This is a genomic window from Phocaeicola sartorii JCM 17136 = DSM 21941 (assembly GCF_054653615.1).
Map to the genome: position 1 here is coordinate 195,742 of NZ_BAAIFW010000005.1, position 25,435 is coordinate 221,176.

The following is a 25,435-nucleotide window of genomic DNA, read 5'->3' on the forward strand; positions in this document are numbered from 1 at the left end:
GCAAATTATTAGCACATTGCCACATTAGCACATTGATAAATTAGTAAAATTATGAAAGTACAGGTAATCAATAAATCAAAACACGCTTTGCCCGAATATGCCACCGGGCAATCGGCCGGAATGGACATCCGTGCCAACCTTGACGAACCGATTGTGTTGAAACCTTTGCAACGTTGCTTGGTTCCTACGGGACTTTATATCGCATTGCCGGAAGGTTTTGAAGCGCAAATCCGTCCGCGTAGCGGGCTGGCTATCAAGAAAGGGATCGGGGTTCTGAATTCTCCGGGCACGATTGATGCCGATTATCGTGGTGAGATTTGCATCATTCTGGTCAATTTGTCATCAGAGGATTTTAGGATAGAAGACGGGGAACGCATTGCGCAAATGGTCATAGCCCGTCATGAACAGGCCGAATGGCAGGAAGTGGAAGTATTGGATGAAACGGAACGTGGCGCGGGCGGCTTTGGACATACCGGAAAAAAGTAAAAGGAATAGAATGAACAGAAGATTGAAATATGTGTCCATGTTATGTGTGTGTCTGGCAGGCATACTTGTTTCATGTGGCACGGTGAAGAGAACTTCCGGCTCGTCCGGAAATGAAGCTGTTGTGGAGGAAAAGGATCCGCTTACACCGGAACAGCGTCGTAAATACGACTATTTTTTCCTGGAAGCGCTCCGGATGAAGGAAAAAGGTGACTTGGACGCGGCTTTCGAAATGTATAGCCACTGTCTGGACATTTATCCGCAAGGAGCGGCTACACTGTTCGAGATTTCCCGGTTCTACATGTTTCTCAATCAGCCGGAAAAAGGGGAGGAAGCTTTGAAAGAAGCGGTGGAAGCCGACCCTAAGAGTTTTTGGTACAAGCAGACTCTGGCGGCTTATTATCAAGGGAAGGGGAATTATCCGAAAGCCATTTATGTATATGAGGATATGGCAGGCCAGTTTCCTTCACGTTTGGAACCGTTGATGGCTTTGATCGATCTTTACACCCGTACCAAGGACTATCAGCAGGTGGTCAATACGTTGAACCGCCTTGAAGCCTTGGATGGAAAGTCCGAACAAATCAGCATGGAAAAGTTCCGCATGTATCTGGCCATGAACAATGACCGGCAGGCATTTACGGAGATAGAGAATTTGGCGAAAGAATATCCATACGATATGCGTTATCTGACCATTTTGGGGGATGTCTATCTGAACAACGGCAAGGAAGAAGAGGCGTACGAGACTTATCAGAAAGTATTGAAGGAAGAACCGGGCTATGCGCCGGCGTTGCTTTCCATGGCTTCTTATTACGAGAAAAAAGGGCAGGATAGTCTGTATCAGGTACAGTTGGACACAATTTTGCTGAATGATAATGTGGATAGCGATACCAAAATGAACATTATGCGCCAGCTTATTCTGCGTTCCGAGCAAACGGACAAGGACAGCACGAAGATAGCAGGCCTGTTTACCTCTATGTTGAGGGAGAAACAAGAGAATGCGGATATCGCTATGCTGGCGGCCCAATACCTTCTGACCAAAAAGATGGATAAAGAGGCGACTCCTGTTTTGCACCAGGTGCTTGAGATCGATCCGGAAAATACACCGGCGCGTCTGCAGCTGCTGAGCTTTGCCATTCGTGAGCAGAATATGGATGAAGTGATCAAGCTGTGTACTCCTGCTTTGGAATATACTCCGGATGTATTGGAATTCTATTACTATATGGGGCTGGCCTATCATCAGAAAGAGAAAACAGACGAGGCATTGGAGGTTTTTAAAAAAGGAGTGAACCAGGTAACCGATAAGAGCAATAAGGATATCGTTTCTGATTTCTATGCCATTATGGGGGATCTTTACCATATCAAGAAAATGAATGTGGAGGCGTATGCCGCATACGATTCCGCTTTGGTTTATAAGGAAGACAATATCGGAGCCTTGAATAATTATGCCTATTACCTGTCTGTGGAACGCAAGAACCTGGACAAGGCGGAAGAAATGAGTTACCGTACCGTAAAGGCTGAACCCACCAATGGCACGTATCTGGATACTTACGCCTGGATACTTTTTGAGAAAGGTAAATATGTAGAGGCTAAGATCTACATTGACCAGGCTATGCAGAGTGATGGAAGCAAGAGTTCCGTTGTAGTAGAGCATTGCGGAGATATTTACTACATGAATGGAGATCGTGAAAAAGCTTTGGAGTATTGGCTGCAGGCGGAAAAATTATCCAAAGAGCCTCCCCAGGAAGGCAGTGAGGAACGTAGTGAGAAAGAACTGAAATTATTGAGAAAGAAGATCGCACAAAAGAAATACTTTGCAGAATGATGAAACGTGTCTGTTTTTATTTGTTTAGCGCCTTGCTGATTGTATTTATCTCTTCGTGTTCATCCACCCGGAACATGAAGAAGGGGGTGTCAATCGGTAATTTGTCCGAAGCGGAATATATGGAAGAACTGATTAACCGTTCTCCGGCGTGGGATGCAGTTACTGCGAAAATGTCATTGGCTGTTGACTTGAACGGCAAGGGACCGACTAAAGTAAGTGGTACGTTGCGCATGAAACGTGATGAAGTCATCCAGCTCTCTATCGCCCCATTCCTGGGGATTGAAGTGGCGCGTGCCGAAATTTCTCCGGATGGGGTTCTGGTAATGGACCGCATGAACAAACGTTATGTACAAGTTCCCTTTGATGAATTGAAAAATCTGGCAAAGGCTGATTTGGATTTTCATACATTGCAGGCCTTGTTCCTGAATGAGATTTTTCTTCCGGGAAAGAAGACCCTGACAGTCCGTGATATTTCCTCTTTTGCAGTGCGTCCCGAGAATGAGAATGCAGTAGTGGAGGTTAAGAATGGCAAACGTTTCGCCTATCGCTTCCGTACCGGTACGAGTGACGGGTTGTTGAAAGAAAGCCATATCGGCTTGTCCGGCACCCGGTATGGAGTGAACTGGCGTTATGACAAATTCCGCCCGTTGGAGCAGAAACAGTTTCCGGGAACTATGACGGTTTCTTTTGAAGGGGCTGCCAAACCGGTTACGGCTGTGTTCGAACTTTCCCGCCTTTCCACCAACAAGGATTGGGAAGCCCATACCGAAGTGCCCGGGAAATATGAAAAGATAGAATTGCAAGATTTGCTAAAACAGCTTATTAAATAATGTAATGAAACGCATCTTCTTATTACTCATAGTCTGTTGTTTTTTAGGTACTCTTTCAGCGCAGAGTACTCGGAAAATAAGGGAGCTTGAAGCCAAACGGAAAGAACTTTACCAGCAGATTGCCGAGTCTGAGACTCTGCTGCAATCTACCAAAAAGGACGTGAAAAGCCAGTTGGACAATCTTGCTTTGTTGACAGGCCAGATTGAGGAGAGAAGAAAATATATCCATACCATAGAGAGTGATGTTCATACATTGACAAGTGAGATCGCCTCTTTGCAGAAGCAACTGAATAAACTTCAACGCGACTTGAAAGACAAGAAGCGGAAGTATGAGACTTCGGTGCAATACATGTATCGTAACAAGTCCATTCAAGAGAAATTAATGTTTATTTTTTCTGCAGAGAACTTGAGCCAGACTTACCGTCGTATGCGTTATGTGCAGGAATATGCAAACTTCCAGCGTCTTCAGGGAATGGAAATTGAGCGTAAGCAGAAGCAGATTGTCGCTAAGAAAAGAGAAGTGGAACAGACCAAGAATGCTAAACAGCTTCTTTTAAAGCAGGGTGAGGCCGAAAAAGCCAAACTGGAGATTCAGGAAAAGGAACGCCAGACTCTTTTGGCGAATTTGCAAAAGAAGCAGAAAGGCATACAAAGCGAGATCAGGAAGAAAAAACGCTCGGCAGAGCAATTGAATGCCCAGATTGACCGTTTGATTGAAATTGAAATAGAGAAAGCTAGAAAACGTGCGGAGGAGGAAGCCCGTAAGAAAGCCGCCGCTGAGGCTGCCGCAAAGGCGGCAGCCAAGAAAACGGAGCGTGAAACTACGGGAGGGGCGTCCCGCTCTAAATCTACGGAAAAAAATGAGGCCACAAAGAAGGCCGCTCCGGTGGAGAAGTTCAGTCTGAACAATGAGGACCGCCAGCTGTCGGGCAGTTTTGAACGTAACCGGGGTATCTTGCCGGTTCCCATCACCGGCCCCTACGTGATTGTCAGCCATTACGGACAGTATGCCGTAGATGGTTTGCGTAATGTGAAACTGGATAATAAAGGGATTGATATCAAGGGCAAACCGGGAGCGCAGGCACGTGCCGTTTTCGATGGAGAAGTTTCGGCTATTTTCCAATACAACGGCTTGAACAATATCTTGGTGCGTCATGGCAATTACATTTCCGTCTATTGCAACCTTTCTTCTGTATCGGTTTCTAAAGGCAGCAAAGTCAATACACGTACCGTTCTTGGTACTGTCCATACGGATGGTGCGGGCAATACGGTCCTGCATTTTCAGCTTCGTAAGGAAACGGCTAAATTAAATCCGGAATTGTGGTTGGGAAGATGATGGAGGCAAGTTTCCTTTCCGGCATCTTCCCGATGCGTGTAAATGGATAACTTTCTGTATGATAGCAGTTAAAGCATGAATCTGTAACTGCGGACGGAGTCTTTCCGTCTTAAAATGTGTCCGCTCTTTCGAAGAGAACGAAAAAAACATTTATTATTAAAAATAAATCTCCAATTAGTTTTGAGTTCAAGTCTAATTGCGTACATTTGTCCCCTGCATTAAGTATCCTCATAGAAGTACATTAATACTTTTCCAACTTATTCTTTAGTGATGATGGTAGAATCGTTTGTCTCTCTGTAAGATTCCTAATAGCAAAGTACTTATTTTTTTATTAAAACATTTATTTTAAAATGAACATTTTTATTGCAGGGCTTAACTATAACATGAGTGAAGCCGAACTTGGAGATTTATTTGCAGAGTATGGCGAAGTTGCTTCTGTTAAGATTATCATGGACAGAGAGACAGGGCGTTCTAAGGGATATGGTTTCGTTGAAATGGCTGATGATGAAGCTGGGGATAAAGCGATTGCAGCTCTTAACGAAGTTGAAATGGATGGAAAAACTCTTTCAGTATCAGTAGCGCGTCCTAGAGAAGAACGTCCGCGTCGTAGCTATGGAAGCAATGGCGGTGGTGGTTACCGTGGTGGTAACAACAGCCGTGGCGGTGGTTACGGTGGTGGCTATGGTGGTGGCAGAAACAGATATTAATCCGCAAACCATATTTATAAGATAAAAGAAGCCTGTCTGGGATGATTAACCGTCCGGGACAGGCTTCTTGTTTATGTCGTTCCTGCTTCCGGACTTGCTGCATCTCTGGAAGTACCTTTGCCGCATCTGTCTTTTTGCCAATAGAAAGTTGGACGCGAAAATGCCCTCATGCCCTCACTTTACGTGTAACAGATTTATTCTAAACGACTTATGTGGTTATGGTAAAAAATATTGCTCTTACTTATGCCCTCACTTATTCCCCATGCCCTCACTGCGTTTTGCAGGCTTTTCTCTCGCAAAAAGTGCGCATGAATAGTTTGTACTGTCACGGGATATCAGCGGATTCCGTCAGTGGTAAAAAAGATCAAGACGTTTTTAAGAAAGCCCGTGGTCTTTTCTAAAAAGCTCTTGTTCTTTTTTTAAAAGGCCGTTATCTTTATTTTAAAGCCCTTGATGTTTAAAAAAAACATCCTGTTCTTTGGCCGGACGTGTGGGATTTCATGCGTCAGGTCACGCAGGAAACCACATACGTCCGTGTAGGCCTGCGCATACGCCCGTATAGAGCTACACATACGTATGTAAAGGCCCATGCGTATGTACGTGTGGAAGTGTGCGTTTTTTTGATGCAGGATGAGATGCCGGTCCGCTATATTCCCCACAACTTTACGGGTACTTCTTTTCCTCCACTCCTCTATCACCGGCATAAGAAACAGGAATGCTTTCTTTAAAAAAGGGGAATATAAATTTGAAGGATAATATCCGGTTGATTATTAGCTACTTACCGGTTGGCTGGAGTTGTCTGACTCACCTATCTCTTACTAAGAGATATACATTTTCTGTGCAAAAATAAGCAAAGTTTTGAGAACTAATACATTTTTCGAGAAAAAAATAAGGATTTATATAAAAAAATCAATTTCCTCCCCGCTTATATCCCCTTTTATTCCTGCCGATTTGTTGTGTAATCCGTTGATATAATGTGTATTACTTCCATCTGATAGATCTCTTAGTAAGAGATCTACAAAAATCTCCGTTTTAAGTCTCTTTTATAAATGGTAAAATGCGGCTTTGGAACGGCAACATGAATGAAAACAACATAGAGCAGATGGAATACCTATTTCTAAGACGTAAACGAACGACCGCCTTTTCCGAGCGGCAGAAGACCTTGCTTCTCAAGGCCGCGGAGCGGCACTGGCTGGAGGAGTTTGCCGGAAAGGAATTTGAGATCCGTAAAGTGGACTGCCATATATATAAAGGTATATTGTACCAGCTTGAGCTCCGTCAGGTGTTCCTGGACCCCTCGCTCTCCCTGAAAGGGTTGAGCGACCTGCTTGAGACGAACCAGACTTATCTGAGCAATGTGGTGAACAAATACTTTGGGTGCAACTTGAAGGAGCTTTTGAACGGTTACCGTGTGGAATACGCCAAGGAGCTGCTCTCCTCGGGCCGTTGTGCGTTGAGTGATCTGCCTCGTTGCTGTGGCTTCGCCTCGAAGAGTGCTTTCTATTCTGCTTTCAGCCGTATGGTGGGTGTGTCGCCTCTGTTGTACCAGTCAAGAGAAAGGAGGCGGCGGCAAATGCCGGCAGCCAATTAGACCAGCTGTTAATAATAAACTCAATATGTATAACCAATTTTAGTTTTTTAAATTTATAAATTTAAAGTTTTTCTATTATGAACAAAAAGTTTTTAAGTGCAATCCTGTTCGGAGCTTTGATGGTTTCGTCAACGGGAACATTTGTGTCTTGTAAAGACTATGATGATGACATCAACGAGCTGAATTCTCGCGTTGATGGAATCGAAAGTCAAATCAAAGACTTGGAAGCAAAAATCAATGCTGCCAAATGGATTACTTCTGTAACTCCTGCTACAGGCGGTTTCACCGTAGCTTTCAGCGATGGAAGCAGCTATACCATCACTAATGGTAAAGATGGTGCTGCTGGTGAAGCGGGTGCAGCCGGTACAGAATGGACTATCTCTGAAGATGGCTTCTGGGTATGCAACGGTGAAAAGACTACCGTTAAAGCTGTAGGCCAGGATGGCGCACAGGGTGAAGCCGGTAAGGACGCTCAGCCTGAGGTAAAGAAGGAAAACGGCATGTGGTATTTGTGGAACGGAACAGAATTTGAAGAATTCGCCGGTTCTGCCGCTCCTGCAACAAACATTCCTTATTACTACACAGATCCTAATGATGCCAACTACACAATTCTGGTTATCTGTGACAAAGACGGTAAGAATGAGAAAGAAATTCGCTTGCCGATGAACGAAGGTTTGGCTGAAATCCTGATTTTGAATGAGACTCGCAATATGACTATCAGCTATTACCGTTACAATGGTACTGCTGAATGGAATGGAGCTAAACCGTTGCCTGCAAAAGGTGAATATCTGATTACCCAGCCTACTAAGTCTTTCTTGATTCAGGTTACTCCTGCTAATTATGATTTGGCGGCTTTGGATTTGAAATTGGTAAACTCTAAAGGTGAAGAAGCTCCGGTTGTGTTAGGTGAGGCTACTCCTTATGTTGGTGAATTGGGCGTACAATCTAGAGCTGTTTCTGCAAGCGGTATTTTCGAGGTTGCAGTTTCTCCGAAGGATTTTAATACAGAAACGATTAAGAACTGGAAAGAAAATTTCAATTCTAGAGGTCTGTCTTTGGTCGCTAATGAAAGTGTACGTTCTACTTATTCCACTCGCCTTGTATTGAGTGATATGGCTTCTGTCACTATCCCAACTCTTTATTGGGATAATAGATGGTATGATAATAATCAAGGAGAAGAACATGTAGATGGTTATGCCCAAGATTTGAATAAAGGTAATGAAATCGTTCTTGCTCCTCAAAAGAGGGTTACATATAATAGTGGTAATTATATTCAGTTTGAATCAGCTGAAGAACTTATTTATGATGCATCTGTAGCTATGGCATCTGCAAGTAAGGCCGACTCTATCAAGTTTGGTGTTGCAATTGATGGCGTTAAGATTACAGCAAAAAATGCTTGTACATTATTCGTTGATGTTAACTATGTTGACGCAAAGGGTCAGGTTAAGAAAGCTCAAAATGTAAAAGTACGGTTCTATGAAGGATATATAGCTCCTGAAATTGAAGACTTTGCTTTGGCAGCTGTAACTCACCAGACTGTAGCAGATGCTAGCAAACAAATTCAATTGGTAGATTTCTCTACATACTTTGCTAAATATGCAAATGATGAAGCCAGCCGTATCTTGTGGAATGCAGATGCAAGCCTTGTTAAGGGTGGTCAGGTAGAAATTGATGGTACTACTTATAGCAATGTTCAAGCTGTTTGGGAACATGAAAATGAATATGGTGACATTGTTACTACTAAAGTTGATGACTTGGTAAGTGCTATCGTATTGTGTGACAAAGAAGGTAAGAACGAAGGAGTCAATGCTAAGGCTGCCAATTTGAAAGTGAAATTTGTTGCCAACTATGGTGGTATTGATTTTGAAAAGGGCAAAGTAACCGTTTATGCTACAGTTAAAATGAAACAAGCTGACGGCTCTATTGCACCTGTTCAGACAATTGCTATCCCTGTAACTCTTAAGAACCCTGCAGCAGCTGATATCGCTGCTACTTATGCATTCAACGCAGCTGATTTCAAAGATAATACTTTGACAGTTCTGGATAAGACAACTGTAAATGTTAATGCTAAATTGACTAAGGGTCAGTTGATCTTTGACGCTGAGAATATGAAATATGATAAGAATAGCATTACTGTAGGTGCAAATGGTGATGTAACTCTGAAAGATGCTAAGAATATGGGTAAATCATATACCATTGCAGGTGTACAGACTATGTGCTTAGATCGTAAATATGATGTTTCATTCACTGTTAAGTTCGTAAATTCAAAGGATTATGAACTGGCTGTACCGACAGCGTTGTCTGTAGCTTGTGCTGGCGCTAATGAAATTAAGGTTAAGTATGGTGATTTAGTTAAGAACGATGGATATACTTATAACTATAAGTTGACAAACTTTGCAGGTGTATTGATCGCTGCTAATAGCATTACTGATTTGAAGTTCTATGCAGATAAAGAATATGCTACTCCTATGACTTATTTGGATATCACTTCTGACGATAACAAAAACTTAACAATCAAGTCAACTGGTGATAAGATTGCCAACGATATTACTATTACTGTATATGCTCAGTTTACAGTAAACGGTGAAACTATTAAGAAGTCATTTAATGTAACTGTTACAGGTGCTCTCTAATATTGGTATCAATAATTTAGAGTAATCTTATAAACTCTTTCAAGCGAGGAAGGCATACGCATCCGGCAACGAGCGTTTCCTTCCTCGCTTTTCTTAATTAAAAAGAAACTAGCTATGAAAAATTAAATATGATGAATGACATTACTAGCGTTGCGTGGATACTTGTCACGCTATTTGTAGTCAATCTTGTTTGTCTCCTTACACGTAAACAAGGATATATAACTTTGACTTCCCTTTATTGCACGATGGCTGTTTCATCGGCTATTGCAGCTACTAAAATGATTTCAATATTTGGACTTTTCGTACCCGGTGGTGTCATAATTTATGCTGCTTCATTTCTCATTACCGACTTGATATCCGAAGTATTCGGAAAAAAAGCGGCTATTAAAACAGTATATTACGGTTTTGGTGCGATGCTTGTGTTTGCCGGATATTCCCTCCTTATGGTATATTGGGAAGCAGCACCTTATTGGACAAATCAAGAGGCATTTGCATCAGTGGTAGGACTATCATTTCGGATAACGATGGCCGGTTGGATTTCGTTTATGATAAGCCAATACTGGGATGTGATGATATTCCATCAGCTTAAAAAGTCCGGCAAGAAATGGATTGATAAAAGATTATGGGTACGCAATTGTGGTTCTACTATCACAAGCCAGTTACTTGATTCTACTATATTTATTTTTATTGCATTCTATGGCATTTACGACAATATTTGGCAAATGATATTGGCCCAATATCTTGTGAAAGTGATTATCGCTGTTTTGGATACACCGTTTGCATATTGGGGAAGATCGATTTTAATGAATTACCAAAAAGATTAAATGAATGGGTAACATAAGCAATATTCTTTTTAACAGTCCTTTCCATTTAGTGTGGATTGTTATTTCATTACTAGTCGTGATATTAATAATTTGGCTGGCAAAGTTACGGGAAAAAATCATGGGACATATGCCGTTGATTACTCTTACAACCTTGTATAGTGCATTAGTGGTTGCATCCGTCATAGCCGCGACCAAAATAATCAGATTTGAAATCCCATGGCTGTCGGATTGGTTGTTTCCTGATGGCATATTTGTTCCTGCGGGAGTGATTGTATATGCTGCTTCTTTCTTGATTACCGATTTAATATCGGAAGTATATGGCAAAAAAGAAGCAATGACGGCGGTATTTCTTGGCTTTACCTCAATGATGATATTTTCACTATATTCGTTATTGATGGTTAAATGGGAAGCGGCTCCTTATTGGACCGGTCAGGAAGCATTTGTGTCTGTTGTCAATTTATCATTTCGAATAACAATGGCTGGTTGGATTTCGTTTATTGTAAGTCAAAATTGGGATGTCAGGGTCTTTCATTGGTTAAAAAAGGATGGAACTGAATGTGGAAAGCCACAACATCTGTGGATTCGAAATAATGTATCCACAATAACCAGTCAGTTCATTGATTCAACTTTGTTTATATCAATAGCATTTATCGGTATATATGACAGTGTTGTCAATATGATTATTGCACAATGGCTTATTAAATGCCTTATTGCTTTGATAGATACGCCGTTTGCATATTGGGGAAGGTACATACTGAAACCACCAGCCAAAAAGCCGGAAGGTTTCGTGAATACAGTTAAGATGATAATAAATAATCGGTAATCTAATGGTAATGAAGCAAAAGATTGAATTGATTGTCTTTTTTTGGTTGTGGGGAGTCGTTGTAATGGCTCACCCCAAGCCGTATGTGGAAATTGAAATTACTCCATCTATGGAAAAGAGTGGTAATATTGTTGTGAATATCACCCACCTGAAACAGACTGATTATAACAGATTGATATTGCTTACTCTACCAATGGAGTTAACTCCCTGTTTGCCTGTATCTAATGGAATTTCGCAAAAATTCAATGGTTGCTGGTATATAGACCGGAATAATAAAACACAATTGTGGATCGGTAATATTCTACAAGCAGGAAAGACTGATTTGCAGATGCAAATAATATTGCCGGATATGATGAGAAACAGTGACAATGTAAACCATTCGTACAAATTGAATATATGTACCAATTATAGTGATGGGCTACACAAGTTCTTATCTTTAGCACAGAATGATAGCACAGAAATAGTTTTTGTAAACAAGATAATTTTTAAGGGTAATAAAAAATATCCTGTCTTGGAAACAGAACCTGATAACGAATGGAAGAAGAAAGATGAAAATGAAAGAATATATATAATTCCATTTCAAAATCAGGAAGCAAGCACGTATCTTATTTTTGGTGTACCCAATGTTGAAAATACTATTAAGTTCATAAGTTTAATGATCGTTTCTTTCATTTTCTGTTTATTTGCAGGATTGGGATTATATAGATATCCGAAGGAAGCACAAAAAAAAGTATTTACAGCTATTGGCGCTGTTGTTGTCGTAGCTTTATTCATCGTTGTCTTTCACTTGTCATTTGAAAACTTGGAGCTTGATGGAAAGGTTGTATTTGAAAGAATAGTACCCATATTGGGCTATATTGTCGGCGTTTTTATTGCTTATGGAACAAATAAGGAAAAATAGAATGAATAATTTAAGAGAATTGCTAAACAACATTTGGGTGGTGAGCCCACTTAAAATTGTGGCAATGTCTATAGAACATGGCTTATGGGATTACATTGCCGAACAAGGAGGCAAAGTGTATATTAGTGATGTGTTGACAGCGTTCTCTTGGAAAGAACGACCTTTTGCTTGCATTACAGGTGTTTTTGTTGATTTAGGGTTAGCAGTACAACGAGGACAAATTTTGGGCTTGACACCTATATCACGCAAATGGTTGGTCAAAACAAGCACAGACTACATTGGCGATTTCATCATACGGGCTAATACTTTGGCAAAAGCTTACGATGGGCATTTAGAAACCTTGATGGCAGAAGATGTACCTGACAAAACGATGTGTACTCAAACCAAAAATGCTTTTGGAGGAGATATTTCAATGGCAGAAACCTTTGCAAAAAGTATGGATGCTATGACACGAGAGTTTGCGAATGAAATATTAGAACGAATTAAGGTTGAAAATATCAAAAAGTGTCTTGATGTAGGTGCCGGACTGGGAGCCATGACAAACATTATCAGCGAACGACAACCAAGTGCGGAAATCACTGTCTTGGAATTACCCGGCGTTGCGCAGCTGCTACAAAACAAAGTAAACAGTTTTACATTTAACAAACAATTCAAAGTCATTGGTGCCGATTGGCGGGATATAAGAAATCACATTGACTCAAATGAAAAGTTTGATTTGATTATTTTAAGTCAAATATTGCATGAGGAGAAAAGAGAAGATGCTAAAAGACTAATTGAAATATGTGCGAATTTATTGTCACCTAATGGACAATTGGCTATTATTGGATTTTTGGATGACACGTCTTTTCTAACTCATCTGTTTACACTAAATTTATTAATGGAATTGGGTAGCGATAACATAACTGAACCAGAAATTTCATCAGTAGCCCAACATTGTGGAGTTTTTCTTCAAACAGTTTATATTTCATCGACAAGTGGAAGAATGTTGTGGCTCGGACGGAAATGTGAATAATCCTATAATAATGGGCTTATAGCTTTCTTTTAGATCCTTATTTTTGTATGAAGGGATTTTTCGGAATGGCATTGAGCATGGAGCATCTCAGTTTGAAAGTTTTTCATCTCTTTACTGTTTTAGTGAATGGAATAAAGAAGGATTTCCACTTCTTTTTCGTAGCTTTGCAATAATCATAGTTACTTTAACAAGGATGGACATGGAGAAGATGAAGACACTTTTAGCACTAGGTTCGAGGGGATTATCCACCGGGCATACGAGCAGACAGGGCGACAAGTCGTAGTGCTGGTTGATGAATATGATTCTCCCATGCTGGATACTAATAGTTCACCGGAATTGCAAAAGGAAATCCGAGGCATCATGCGTGACTTTTTCAGCCCGTTGAAGAAGAGTGGAAAATATCTCCGCTTCCTTTTCCTGACAGGTATCAGCAAGTTCAGCCAGATGAGCATTTTCAGCGAACTGAATAATCTGCAAAATATCAGCATGACGGATGATTACAGCAGCATTTGCGGTATCACGGAAGAGGAATTGCTGACACAGATGCAGACCGATATTGAAATAATGGCGCAGGCCAACGGTGAGACGTATGCTGAGGCATGTGTTCATTTGAAGCAACAATATGATGGTTATCATTTCAGTAAATCATCTTTTTATCAAGGACTTGATGCGTGGTGATGTGAATGGCTGTATGGAACGTACCCGTTCTTTCTTTGCCTCCATTTCGTATGATTTGGAGAATAATCTGGAAAAGCATTATCAAACGGTATTCTATCTTCTTTTCCGACTGATGGGGCAGTATGTGGATGCGGAAGTGAAGAGTGCCATCGGAAGGGCGGATGTGGTAGTAAAAATGACCGATACGATCTATGTATTTGAGTTTAAGGTGGATGGCAGTGCGGAAGAGGCACTGGCACAAATCAATAGCAAGCAGTATGCCATCCCTTACAAATCAGACCATCGAAAGGTGGTGAAAGTGGGGGTCAACTTTGACAGTGCCACATGCACCATCGGCGAATGGGCGATAGAAGAGCAGGCCAACGGATGTCAAGTGTAGGAGGCGATAAATAGTTAAATCTTTCTTTCTGCGTTGGTAATTGCAGTATATTGATTACTTTTGTCTTGTATCATAACTTATTAAACCTCGGATAGATATGGGAACAGAAGGCATACAGGATAAATACGTTAACCCTTATACAGATTTCGGCTTCAAGCTGCTTTTCGGTACGGCAATGAACAAGGAACTTCTTATCAGTTTCCTGAACGCGCTTCTGTTCAAGGAAGAGACGGTGAAGGATGTCACCTATCTGAATGCGGAGCATCTGGATACGCAGGAGTATGACCGCCGTGCGGTGTTTGATGTATATTGTGAGAACGAGAAGGGCGAGAAATTCCTGGTGGAGATGCAGCGTGGCGAGCAGCAGTTCTTCAAGGACCGCAGTGTGTATTATGCCACTTTCCCCATCCGTGAGCAGTCCCAACGGGGTAAATGGGATTATGAGTTGAAGGCCGTTTATATCATCGGCATCCTCAATTTCACTTTCAATGATACGGACGAGGACTATTTCCACCACGAGGTGAAGTTGGTGGACCTGTACACCCATAAAGTTTTTTATGACAAACTTACTTTCATCTATCTTGAAATGCCGAAGTTCAACAAGAAGGAGGATGAGCTGGAGAGCATGTTCGACAAATGGCTGTTTGTTCTGCGTAACCTGTCTTCCCTGTTCGAGCGTCCGCGTGCGTTGCAGAACCGTGTGTTCGACCGTCTTTTCGAGGCTGCCGAGATAGCTAAGTTCAATCCAAAGGAATTAGGCGAGTATTGGGAAAGTTTGAAGAATTTCCGCGACTGGTACAGCGTGATGTCCACCCAGTTGAAAAAAGGGCGTGAGGAAGGTCTTAAAGAGGGTCTTGAGAAAGGGCTTCAGGAAGGTCTTGAAAAAGGTCGTAAGGAAGAATGCTTCAAGAATGCAAAAAAAATGAAACAGGCCGGTATTGCCTCTGATGTCATAGCACAGGTTACCGGTTTGTCTATGGGGGAAATAGCGTCTCTTTAAGGCTCTTGCCGTTTACAGCACCAGTCCGTCCTGCATTCGATATAAAGTCCTGTTGCTTCCTCGATTTCCAAAACCATGATATGACTGGTACGATGGGAAATGGAGAAGTCGTCACCGGCTTCTCCATATATTATATGTCACATCGCTTATTTTTCTGTATAGTCACCATGGGCTTTGATGAGCTCGATCAGCTTTTCGACTGCCTGGGCTTCGGGAATATTTCTCTCTATACATTCTTTCTTCTTATAAAGGCTGATTTTGCCGCGGCCGGCGCCTACATAACCATAGTCGGCATCCGCCATTTCACCGGGGCCATTGACAATACAGCCCATAATGCCGATCTTCAAACCTTTCAAGTGCGAGGTCGCCGCTTTGATACGGGCGATGGTCGATTCCAGATCATACAAAGTACGACCACAGCCCGGGCACGAGATATATTCCGTTTTGCTGGTCCGGATTCTGCCGGCTTGCAGAATACCAAATGCAGTGGTATCTACTACGATATGGCTCAGGGGGCCTTGGTTGTACAGGAAGATACCGTCACAAAGTCCATCAAAAATCAGTGCACCCATATCAGCCGCCGCCTTGATTTGCAGATTTTCCGCTTCCGTTTCCTGATAGTACTGGAAGAATACAACCGGATTTTCCAAACCTTCATTCATCAGCTCATGCGCCAGGGCACGATATTCGCCGAGACGGTTGGGATGATTGCTTTGGGCGATGATGACCACTTCGGGATGCAGTCTGAGAGCCGCAATGACCTCCTCATTCATTGCCATATAAGGCAGGAACAGGAATTTCAAGTCCGAGGACGTGTGATGCAGTTCGATCATCTGTTGGTAGTTGAATGCCGGATAGACATTCTTGTCTTCGGGATTCCATGCGTTGGCATCTACCAGATAGGCTATATCGTCATCTCGTGATTCGGGCACACTTCCACCGCAATAAATATAGTCGGGCTTGAACTGGGGGCTGGTCTCAAAAGACCCTTCCAGACGCTCGGCTATCACTACGGGAAGATGATCGCCTCCGATGTTTCTCACCGCTTTGGTTTTCCGGCGGCTGGGAGAGAGGTAGTTGAATTGCGGGGCTTCTTTTCCCGGAATGAAGGGATGTCCTGCACGGGTCAGTATATAGTCAACCAGTTTGCGGGCTACCGGAATTTCGGCTTCGGGTGCCTCGCTCAATGAAACGCGGATGGTATCCCCCAAGCCATCGGCAAGGAGTGCTCCTATTCCCAATGCGGATTTTATTCTTCCGTCCTCACCATCGCCGGCTTCGGTAACACCCAGATGTAGCGGGAAAGCCATATTTTCTTTTTCCATCTCCTTTACCAGCAGGCGGACTGTCCGGACCATCACTACGGTATTGGATGCCTTGATGGAAATGACTACATCGTTGAAGTGTTCCGCAACACAGATGCGCAGGAACTCCATGCACGATTCCACCATACCTTCGGGGGTATCGCCATAATGGGACATGATGCGGTCTGACAGGGAGCCGTGGTTTACTCCGATGCGGATGGCGGTGTGGTTTTCTTTGCAGATGTTCAGGAAAGGAACGAAGCGGGCACGTATTTTGGCTATTTCTTGTGCATACTCTTCATCGGTATATTCCAGTTTCCGGAAAGTGCGTCCCGGATCCACATAGTTTCCCGGATTGATGCGCACCTTCTCTGCATATTGTGCCGCTACATCAGCTACTTTGGGATTGAAATGTACATCGGCCACCAACGGGGTGTCATATCCTTGGGAGCGTAATCCGATATTGATGTTTCTCAGGTTTTCGGCTTCACGCACACCTTGTGTAGTGAGGCGAACGTATTCACCACCGGCATTTATAATGCGTTTGGCTTGTTCCACACATGCTCCGGTATCCATGGTAACGGTATTCGTCATGCTTTGGATACGGATGGGATGGTTGCCACCCAAAGGGGTGGCTCCGATATTCACTTCGGAAGATTCGCGGCGGGAGTAATTGAATAAATCCATATTTAGTGATTAATGGTTAGTGGTTAGTGATTAGTGGGCTGCGCTGGAATGCCGCATGGACATTAATCATTCACCACTAATCACTCACCACTAATTAATTCGTTTTATATTCAAACTTGACTTCTTTCAGTTCTTCGTTGGCTTTCACGATTTTCTTTTTCAAGCCGGTTTTGTAATCTGCAAACTTGGCTGCCAGTTCTGTGTCACTTAATGCCAGCATTTGCACGGCCAGGATGGCGGCGTTCATGGCTCCATTGATGGCAACGGTGGCTACAGGTATTCCGGGAGGCATCTGGATGATAGAATAAAGTGCGTCCACACCGTCCAGAACCGAACCTTTTACGGGTACACCGATGACGGGTAGTGTGGTATTGGCGGCAATGACACCGGGAAGTGCGGCAGCCATGCCGGCAGCGGCTATGATGACTTTGATTCCACGGCCTGCGGCATTTTTCGCAAACTCTTCCACTGCTTCGGGAGTACGGTGGGCCGAGAGGGCGTTCATTTCGAAAGGTACGTGCATCTCGTCCAGTAATTTGGCAGCTTTCTCCATGACGGGAAGGTCGGAAGTGCTGCCCATGATAATGCTTACGATAGGTTTCATTGTTTTTTGTTATTGTTTGGTTTATATATTTACTTCAAGCACGGATTATGCGGATAAACGCGGATAGAGAAATCCGTGAAATCCGCGTAATCCGCGCCTGAACAATTCCCTGATGAGAATCTATCTTATTCGTTTACTAATGCCTTGTATGCTTCAGCATCCAGCAAATCGTTAACGTCGTTAGCGTCATTGGGCTTGATCTTGATCAGCCATCCTTCACCATACGGGTCTTTGTTTACCAGTTCGGGATTGTCGGCCAATGCTTCGTTCTGTTCCAAAACTTCTCCTGAGACAGGAAGGAACAGGTCCGAGATAGTCTTTACTACTTCAATAGTACCGAAGACTTCTTCTTTTTCCAGAGTTTCTCCTTCTGTGGGGATATCTACAAATACGATGTCACCCAATTGTTCTTGTGCATAATCAGTGATGCCTACGTATGCGATATCACCTTCTACTCGTATCCATTCGTGTTCTTTAGTGTACTTTACATTGCTTGGAAATTCCATAATGCTTTCAATTTATAAGGTTAATACTAAATTTTCTTCAAATAAACAAAATTCCGATGACACCGCAAAACAATCCGACAATAAATCCGGCTAAAACTTCTAATAATGTATGCTGTTTTACGATGATACGGGCGGTGCCCAGCATTCCGGATAGCAAAATGAAAAAGCAGAGCCACCATACGGGGTTGAAATTGAATATAAAGCTGTAGGATAATAATCCGCCTACCATCATGCCGCTGCTTGCCACGTGTGTGCTGATTTTCCACTTGAAATTGATCAGTGTGCAAAGAATCATGCAGATAAGGGCGGCTACGATAATGCCCGACATGTAGCGGGGAAGATGTATCTTGTACATGGTGATGAGGCAGGTGACATAGCTGATGATGGTCAGTGCGTATGGCACGAAACGTTTTTCGCGGTGCCCCAATTCATGAATGCCCCAGCCGTTTATTTTTTGAAACAGGTAGATGGCGAGCATCGGCATCAGAATGGTGAAACAGTAAACTATGCCCAGCACTATCAGTTTGTACTGGATGGGCATGATACGAAGATAGGTGAAGAAGAAAAGCAGGAAGAATGCCACAAAAGGAATCATAAAGGGCGTGAATATGCCTGATATGATGCGTGAACTGACTTCAAGCGGACTATTCCTCCTGGCTGCTGTTATTGCTTCGGTTGTTTCGTTGGCTTCCATATAATTGATATTACCTTCTTAATCGTGCGACGGGTATGTTAAGTTGCTGGCGGTACTTGGCTACGGTGCGGCGGGCTATGGGGTAGCCTTTCGCTTTTAGTATCTCGGCCAGCTCATCGTCGGTGTAAGGCTTTTCCTTGTCTTCGGCATCTACACATTCTTTCAGAATGCGCTTGATCTCGCGGACAGAGAGTTCTTCACCGTCTTCGGTGGTATAACCATCGCTGAAAAAGAATTTCAACGAATAGATACCGTAGTTTGTTTGCACATATTTGCTGTTGCTTACACGTGATATGGTGGAAATATCCAGTCCTGCACGTTCGGCTACATCTTTTAATATCATAGGTTTCAGCAGCGATTCGTCTCCTTCCAGAAAGAAGGGGCGCTGAATGTCTATAATGGTTTGCATGGTGGTGAGCAGCGTATGCTGGCGCTGTTTCACGGCATTGATAAAGCCTTGTGCGGCATCCACTTTTTGTTTTAGGAACATCAGTGTGTCCTTCGAGGCCTTACTCTGATTGTCTTTGTTGCGGGTGTGCTCGTCCAGCAGTTCGGTGAACTGGCGGCTCAGACGCAACTCTGGAACATTGCGGTTGTTCAGACTTAGGGTGATGGTGCCGTCTTCATACGTTTCTACAATGAAGTCGGGAATAATCTGCTGCATATTTTTACCCATCACTTCACCCAATGAACTGCCCGGACGGGGATTCAGTTTGGTGAGATCGGTCACCGCTTCATTATATTGTTCTTCGGTAATGCCTAGTTTCTGGATAATCCTTTCTTTGTTTTTGCGGGTGAATTCATCACAGCATTTGCCGATGATGTCCAGTTCTATTTGTTTCAATGGCGAATCGGCTTTTCTTTGTATCTGTAGCAACAGGCATTCCTGTAAACTACGGGCGCCGATACCGGCCGGATCAAAGTCTTGGATGATTTCCAATATGTTGTTCAACTCCTCTTCTGTGGTATAGATGCCCCGATAGATGGCAAGCTCATCCATGACAGACTCCATGTTTTTGCGCAACAGGCCGTCATCGTCCAATGAGCCGATCAGGTATTCGGCTATGTCTCGTTGTTCCGGAGTGAGTTCCTGCATTTGCAACTGGTCTTTCAATATTTCATAAAAAGATACGGCGTCCGAGAAAGGGATTTCTTCGGCGGCTCCTTCTTTGGAACGATTATGTTCCTGTAGTTTGTAGTCGGGAATATCGTCTTCGTTACTGTAGTCGCCTAATGAAAAATCCTCGTCCGCCCCTGTACTTCCATCTTCGTTCTCAGCGTATTCTGTATTGTCATCTTCATTTTCGGGCATTTCTTTCCCTTCCTCCAGGGCCGGATTATCCAGAATTTCGGAATGGATACGTTCTTCCAGCTCCACAGTGGGAAGTTCCAGCAATTTTACCACCAGTATCTGTTGTGGGGATAAAGTCTGTATTTGTTGCTGGGCTTGTGTTTGTACTTGACGCGAGCCTTGTGCCATAATATTTTTAGTTCCTTGTTTATCGGGACAAAAATAGGAAATTGTATTGTAATAATCTTCCTTTTTCCTGGGATTATTTTAAGAGGATGGTTATCTTTGCCTGTCATCTAATATAAAAACACAAGATTATGTTTGCGAAAGAAACTTATACAACCCGACGTGACAGCTTGAAAAAAAGCGTGGGAACGGGACTCTTGCTATTCCTGGGCAATGAGGAGAGTGGCATGAACTTTGAGGATAATACGTATCATTTCCGTCAGGATTCTACATTTCTTTATTTCTTCGGCCTGCCCTATGCCGGATTGGCTGCCGTTATCGATGTGGATGAGGATAAGGAAATTATCTTTGGGGATGAACTGACTATAGATCATATTGTATGGATGGGAACTCAGCCTACTTTGCATGAGAAAGCGCAGAGGGTGGGGGTGATGGAAACTCGTCCTGCGGCGGATTTGAAAAAGTATCTGGAGAAGGCGGTTGCTAAAAAACAGCAGATTCATTATCTGCCTGTTTATCGTGCGGAGCACAGGCTGAAACTGCTGGACTGGCTGGGTATAAAGCCTGGTACGGAACAACCGTCTGTCCCGTTTATCCGCGGAGTGGTGAACTTGAGGAATTATAAGACTGCTGAGGAGCTGGTCGAAATAGAACGTGCTTGTAATGTGACAGCCGATATGCATATTACTGCCATGAAAGTGCTGCGTGCAGGCATGAAGGAGTGTGAAGTGGCCGCTGCACTGGAAGCGGTGGCACAGGCCAATGGCTGCGGACTCTCGTTTCCTACTATTGCCACAGTGTGCGGACAGACTTTGCATAATCATTATCATGGGCACACGGTGAAACCGGGGGATATGCTGTTGGTGGATGCCGGTGCGGAAACGGAAATGGGCTATGCTGGTGATATGTCGTCTACAATTTGTGTGGATAAGACGTTTACTGCCCGTCAGAAAGAAATATATGACATTCAGGTTGCCGCACACACGGCGGCGGTCCGTGCATTGAAACCCGGGGTGCCTTTTAAGGAGGTGTATGAACTTTCCTGCCGGGTGATTTGTGAGGGACTGAAGGGACTGGGCATTATGAAGGGGGATCCTGCGGATGCTGTGGCTGCCGGTGCGCACGCCATGTTCTTCCCTTGCGGGCTGGGACACATGATGGGATTGGATGTGCACGATATGGAGAATCTGGGAGAGGTGTGGGTTGGCTATGACGGACAACCGAAAAGTACTCAGTTTGGTCGTAAGTCATTGAGGCTGGCCAGACCTTTGGAGCCGGGATTTGTGCTGACTATAGAGCCGGGCATCTATTTTATTCCCGAATTGATTGATTATTGGAAAGCGGAAAAACGCTTTGAGGACTTTATCAATTATGATAAGCTGGAGAGTTATCGTGACTTTACAGGACTGCGTAATGAGGAGGATTATTTGATAACTGAGGACGGGGCACGCCTTTTAGGTAAGAAGATTCCTTTGACTACAGAAGAAGTGGAAGCGTTGAGATAGAACAGGACGGGGCAGATGGAAGTGTTTTTATCTGCCCCGGCTTTTATCTGTCCCGATATATGTGATTATCCGCCTATGGTCGCTTTTAAGCCGTAACCGGACAATATCCGTAAGCATTGCTGTTGTACTTCCTCGGAGGGCGTTTGCATTTTATATCCCTTGGGGTTATAAATACTGCCTAGCTTTTCATGCTTTCCCTTTCCTATATCATGGTAAGGCAACAGGTTGATTATCTCAGGATGCCGTGGAAGGCCGGCCAAGAATCTGGCTGATTGCCTTATGTTCTTTTCATCGGCATTCACTCCTTCAATCAATGGAATGCGGATGTAATAAGGAAAGTCAGCTTCTGCTACTCTGCGGATGTTTTCCAGAATTAATTCATTGGGGACATCACAGAAAGTATGGTGTACGGCACTGTCCATTGATTTTAAGTCGATAAGCAATAGCTCACAGTTCCGCATGACTTCATCTACTGTTTCTTTGCGGGCAAGCAAGGTGGTATCTACCGCCCGGTGAATTCCTTGTTGTCCGCAGCGTTTCAGCATATCCATCAAGAACTCGGGATGAAGCAACGGTTCTCCGCCACAAAAAGTGACTCCGCCGCCCGATTGGTCCATAAAGGGGATTTCCTTTTCTATTTCATGCATCAGGTATTCGGCGGTATATTCCGTTCCTGATATCTCGATAGCCATTGCCGGACATTCTTCGGCACAGCGTCCGCATAACACGCATTTTTGTTTGTCGGTGACAATACCCTCGGGAGTCAGTGTCAGTGCCCCGTTGGGGCATACTTTCAGACAAGTGCCACAGCCAAGGCATTTCTTGGCTGTGTATAGTTTGTCTTTTCCGTTGCGAATACCTTCGGGATTATGGCACCATACGCACGAGAGCGGGCATCCTTTCATGAAAAGTGTGATGCGGATGCCCGGTCCGTCATTGATCGCATAGCGTTTGATGTCGAAAATCAGACTCATCTTGTCAGAAGGTTTCTTGTGCCGTGCGGGCTATTACGTCATATTGTAAATCTGCGTTCATATCATTGAAATAATCACTGTATCCGGCTACGCGTACCAACAGGTCCCGATATTCTTCAGGATGCTTCTGGGCGGCATGCAGGGTAGCGGTATCTACTATATTGAACTGAATGTGATGGCCGCCTAAAGCAAAATAGCTGCGGATGAGGCTTGCCAGTTTGGCAATGTCTTCATCGCGTTTCAGCAGGGAAGGCAGGAAGCGCTGGTTCAATAGAGTGCCTCCACTCTTCACTTGGTCCAGTTTTCCTAATGATTTAACCACAGCGGATGGCCCGTGGGTATCTGCTCCATGTGAGGGTGAGGTACCGTCACTGATGGCGCGTCCTGCCAGACGGCCGTTGGGCGTGGCGTTCATCACTTTGCCGAAATAAACGTGACAGGTGGTGGACAGCATGTTCAGATGGAAACATTCACCTTTGGTGTTCGGCTTTCCTTCGATGGCATCGTAAAGATCATTAAAGACCTGGACGGCGATGCGGTCTGCATACTCGTCATCGTTACCGAAGAAAGGGGTGCGGTTCAGTATGAACTGGCGCATGGCTTCCTGTCCTTCGAAGTTGGTATCGGTGGCATGGATGATTTGTTCCATGCTGAATTTCCGTTCTTCGAATACATGTTTTTTCAGAACGGAAAGGCTGTCGGTAATTGTTCCCAACCCGGTGCATTGAATGTAGGTCGTGTTATAACGCGGTCCGCAGTTATAATAATCCTTTCCTTTGGCGATGCAGTCGTCAATGAACAAGGACAGGAAAGTGGCGGGGGCATACTTGGCGAACATCCGGTCAATGTAGTTGCTGACACGTACTTTCATATCCACAAAATAATGGATCTGTTTAAGGAAAGCGTCATAAAGTTCCTCGTAAGTCCGGAAGGTACGGGGATCCCCTGTTTCCAGCCCTACTTTCTTGCCTGACACAGGGTCTGTTCCGTTGTGTAAGGTGACTTCTAATATTTTGGGTACGTTCAGGTAGCCGGTCAGTACATAGGCTTCTTTTCCGAAAGCGCCTACTTCTATACAGCCGCTGCATCCGCCTTCGCGGGCGTCCTCCGGTGTCTTTCCCTGCCGCATCAGTTCCATGACGTAGGTATCGGGGTTGAATACGGATGGATAGCCGTATCCTTTACGGATCACTTTGCAGCCTTCGCGTAGGAAACGCTCCGGGGTGCGCACGCTGATGTGCAAGGCGCTTCCGGGTTGTAGCAGATGAAGGTCATCCACTGTCTCCAGCATGATATAGGAAACTTCGCTGACTCCGTCGCTGCCATCGCGTCTGATACCTCCGATATTCAGATTGGTGAAGTCATTGTAGGTGCCGCTTTCTTTGGCGGTGATGCCGACTTTGGGCGGTGCCGTCTGGTTATTTACTTTGATGAAGAAGCAGGACATCAGTTCTTTGGCCTCTGCACGGGTCAGGATCCCTTCTTTCAGGTCTTTTTCATAGAAAGGGGCGAGATGCTGGTCGAAATGTCCCGGATTCATGGCATCCCAGCCATTCAGCTCTGTAATGGTGCCGAGATGGACGAACCAGTACATCTGTATGGCTTCCCAATAAGTACGGGGGGCATGGGCGGGAACCCAACGGCAGATTTCTGCTATCTTTTTTAATTCTTCTTTGCGTTTCGGGTCGGTTTCCTCTCCGGCCATTTTCCCGGCCAGTTCGGCATGGCGTTCGGCAAAAATGATGGCGGCGTCACAGGAGATGGACATGGCGGTCAGTTCCTCCTGTTTGTCAGTCGCTTCGGGGTCATTCATGAAATCCAGTTTATTCAGTTCGCGGGCGATGCGTTCTTTCAGATCCAGCATTCCGTATTGATAAACTTTTCCGTCCAGGGAAGTATGACCGGGGGCGCGTTGTTCCATAAATTCGGTGAACATGCCGACTTCATAGGCTTCTTTCCATTCTTTGGGGACATGATTGAAGATGCGTTCGCGCTGGGTGCGTCCTTTCCAATAAGGAATGACCTCGCGTTCGTAGGTGTCTATATCTTCTTGGCTGATGGTGTAACGCTGCAATTCACGGGTGTTCAATACATGAAGGTCCTCTACGCTGTGGCAGGTCAGTTCTGGGAAAGTGGATACGGCTTTGGGACGTGGTCCGCGTTCGCCTACAATCAGTTCGTCTTTACCTATATAGATGGTTTTCCGCTTGCAGATTTCAAGAAAGTTCAGTGCCCTCAAAATAGGGATCGGATATTTCCCTTCGTTTTCTTTGTAAAATTCGGTTTCTATCAGGGCGCGTTCTATGGACAGGGAAGGTTGTGCGTCAAAAGATTCCTGACGCAGGCGTTGGATACGGTCTGTCATTCCGTGGGTTGTTGTTTCCATAAGAGTTATAATAAGGTTTATTTATTCATAAATAGATGTTTCCATAAGGACAGATTGATGAATCCGGCGATTAATATGCAGGAGAAGAAGACATCAATAGTGTGGAACGTATGCCAAAAGTACGACACGCTGTCATTCAATCCATCTTTATGGTGGCGTAATGTTACAGCCTTCCGGCTTTTGGCATACCTTCCCGGAGTAGAAATGTTCTTAACAATAGAACATCAGGCAGTTGAACAGTTTTCTATAGCCTTTGGAGTGCATTTGCTTATACCTGTT

General features: G+C 44.0%; 20 protein-coding genes and 1 pseudogene. 14 read left to right on the top strand and 7 right to left on the bottom strand.

From position 1 onward, the window contains the following. The first annotated feature begins 51 nt into the window (after window positions 1-51). The 13 genes and pseudogenes from dut (at window position 52) to ACYQ0C_RS00965 (ending at window position 15,019) form a co-directional block, all read left to right on the top strand. Entirely contained in the window at window positions 52-486 is a 435-nt protein-coding gene (dut, locus tag ACYQ0C_RS00905; protein WP_016275201.1) for a dUTP diphosphatase, read from the top strand. A gap of 10 nt (window positions 487-496) precedes the next feature. Then, the gene (locus tag ACYQ0C_RS00910; protein ID WP_016275202.1) at window positions 497-2,305 is read left to right on the top strand and encodes a tetratricopeptide repeat protein; all 1,809 of its coding nucleotides are present in this window, start codon (window positions 497-499) and stop codon (window positions 2,303-2,305) included. Next, window positions 2,302-3,135, top strand: coding sequence for a lipoprotein insertase outer membrane protein LolB1 (lolB1, locus tag ACYQ0C_RS00915; protein ID WP_016275203.1), 834 nt, complete (start codon window positions 2,302-2,304; stop codon window positions 3,133-3,135). The genes ACYQ0C_RS00910 and lolB1 overlap by 4 nt, the downstream gene beginning before the upstream one ends. A 4-nt stretch (window positions 3,136-3,139) precedes the next feature. Further along, a complete protein-coding gene (locus tag ACYQ0C_RS00920) occupies window positions 3,140-4,471 on the top strand; it encodes a murein hydrolase activator EnvC family protein (protein WP_016275204.1) in 1,332 nt (443 codons plus the stop codon). Between the two features lie 350 nt (window positions 4,472-4,821). After that, complete coding sequence (gene rbp, locus ACYQ0C_RS00925) at window positions 4,822-5,178, top strand: RNA-binding regulator (protein ID WP_016275205.1); 357 nt, start codon at window positions 4,822-4,824, stop codon at window positions 5,176-5,178. Between the two features lie 1,102 nt (window positions 5,179-6,280). Continuing rightward, window positions 6,281-6,769, top strand: a complete 489-nt coding sequence (locus ACYQ0C_RS00930) for a helix-turn-helix domain-containing protein (RefSeq protein WP_032941427.1) — start codon at window positions 6,281-6,283, stop codon at window positions 6,767-6,769. 77 nt (window positions 6,770-6,846) lie between these two features. Further along, a complete protein-coding gene (locus tag ACYQ0C_RS00935) occupies window positions 6,847-9,402 on the top strand; it encodes a PL29 family lyase N-terminal domain-containing protein (protein ID WP_016275208.1) in 2,556 nt (851 codons plus the stop codon). A 128-nt stretch (window positions 9,403-9,530) separates the two neighbouring features. Next, window positions 9,531-10,226 (top strand): queuosine precursor transporter, encoded by a 696-nt coding sequence (locus ACYQ0C_RS00940; RefSeq protein ID WP_016275209.1) that lies wholly within the window; start codon window positions 9,531-9,533, stop codon window positions 10,224-10,226. 4 nt (window positions 10,227-10,230) lie between these two features. After that, complete coding sequence (locus ACYQ0C_RS00945; RefSeq protein ID WP_016275210.1) at window positions 10,231-11,049, top strand: queuosine precursor transporter; 819 nt, start codon at window positions 10,231-10,233, stop codon at window positions 11,047-11,049. Between the two features lie 10 nt (window positions 11,050-11,059). Continuing rightward, complete coding sequence (locus ACYQ0C_RS00950; protein WP_135952365.1) at window positions 11,060-11,950, top strand: hypothetical protein; 891 nt, start codon at window positions 11,060-11,062, stop codon at window positions 11,948-11,950. Between the two features lies 1 nt (window position 11,951). Then, complete coding sequence (locus tag ACYQ0C_RS00955) at window positions 11,952-12,962, top strand: methyltransferase (protein ID WP_016275212.1); 1,011 nt, start codon at window positions 11,952-11,954, stop codon at window positions 12,960-12,962. A 195-nt stretch (window positions 12,963-13,157) separates the two neighbouring features. Continuing rightward, a pseudogene (locus ACYQ0C_RS00960) lies at window positions 13,158-14,019 on the top strand (PD-(D/E)XK nuclease domain-containing protein); the annotation flags it as partial. 97 nt (window positions 14,020-14,116) lie between these two features. Beyond that, on the top strand, window positions 14,117-15,019 hold the full coding sequence (locus ACYQ0C_RS00965; protein ID WP_016275215.1) for an Rpn family recombination-promoting nuclease/putative transposase: 903 nt from the start codon (window positions 14,117-14,119) through the stop codon (window positions 15,017-15,019). A gap of 146 nt (window positions 15,020-15,165) precedes the next feature. Here the strand turns inward: ACYQ0C_RS00965 and ACYQ0C_RS00970 are convergent, their stop codons facing one another. The 5 genes from ACYQ0C_RS00970 to rpoN form a co-directional block, all read right to left on the bottom strand. After that, window positions 15,166-17,010, bottom strand: coding sequence for a 4-hydroxy-3-methylbut-2-en-1-yl diphosphate synthase (locus tag ACYQ0C_RS00970; RefSeq protein ID WP_016275216.1), 1,845 nt, complete (start codon window positions 17,008-17,010; stop codon window positions 15,166-15,168). A 94-nt stretch (window positions 17,011-17,104) separates the two neighbouring features. Continuing rightward, complete coding sequence (gene purE, locus ACYQ0C_RS00975; RefSeq protein WP_016275217.1) at window positions 17,105-17,614, bottom strand: 5-(carboxyamino)imidazole ribonucleotide mutase; 510 nt, start codon at window positions 17,612-17,614, stop codon at window positions 17,105-17,107. A gap of 125 nt (window positions 17,615-17,739) precedes the next feature. Then, entirely contained in the window at window positions 17,740-18,120 is a 381-nt protein-coding gene (gene gcvH / locus ACYQ0C_RS00980; protein WP_016275218.1) for a glycine cleavage system protein GcvH, read from the bottom strand. A 37-nt stretch (window positions 18,121-18,157) separates the two neighbouring features. Continuing rightward, the gene (locus ACYQ0C_RS00985) at window positions 18,158-18,814 is read right to left on the bottom strand and encodes a phosphatase PAP2 family protein (RefSeq protein ID WP_016275219.1); all 657 of its coding nucleotides are present in this window, start codon (window positions 18,812-18,814) and stop codon (window positions 18,158-18,160) included. Window positions 18,815-18,824: 10 nt separating this feature from the next. Further along, window positions 18,825-20,294, bottom strand: coding sequence for an RNA polymerase factor sigma-54 (rpoN, locus tag ACYQ0C_RS00990; protein ID WP_016275220.1), 1,470 nt, complete (start codon window positions 20,292-20,294; stop codon window positions 18,825-18,827). 128 nt (window positions 20,295-20,422) lie between these two features. Here rpoN and ACYQ0C_RS00995 point away from each other — a divergent pair, with 128 nt between their 5' ends. Beyond that, window positions 20,423-21,796 (top strand): aminopeptidase P family protein, encoded by a 1,374-nt coding sequence (locus ACYQ0C_RS00995; protein ID WP_016275221.1) that lies wholly within the window; start codon window positions 20,423-20,425, stop codon window positions 21,794-21,796. A gap of 65 nt (window positions 21,797-21,861) precedes the next feature. Here the strand turns inward: ACYQ0C_RS00995 and ACYQ0C_RS01000 are convergent, their stop codons facing one another. Both ACYQ0C_RS01000 and hypD read right to left on the bottom strand, forming a co-directional pair. Continuing rightward, window positions 21,862-22,770 carry a glycyl-radical enzyme activating protein gene (locus ACYQ0C_RS01000; RefSeq protein ID WP_016275222.1) on the bottom strand — a complete coding sequence of 303 codons (909 nt, stop codon included), beginning with the start codon at window positions 22,768-22,770 and terminating at the stop codon, window positions 21,862-21,864. A gap of 4 nt (window positions 22,771-22,774) precedes the next feature. Beyond that, complete coding sequence (gene hypD, locus ACYQ0C_RS01005) at window positions 22,775-25,156, bottom strand: trans-4-hydroxy-L-proline dehydratase (RefSeq protein ID WP_032941361.1); 2,382 nt, start codon at window positions 25,154-25,156, stop codon at window positions 22,775-22,777. Window positions 25,157-25,435 lie beyond the last annotated feature (279 nt).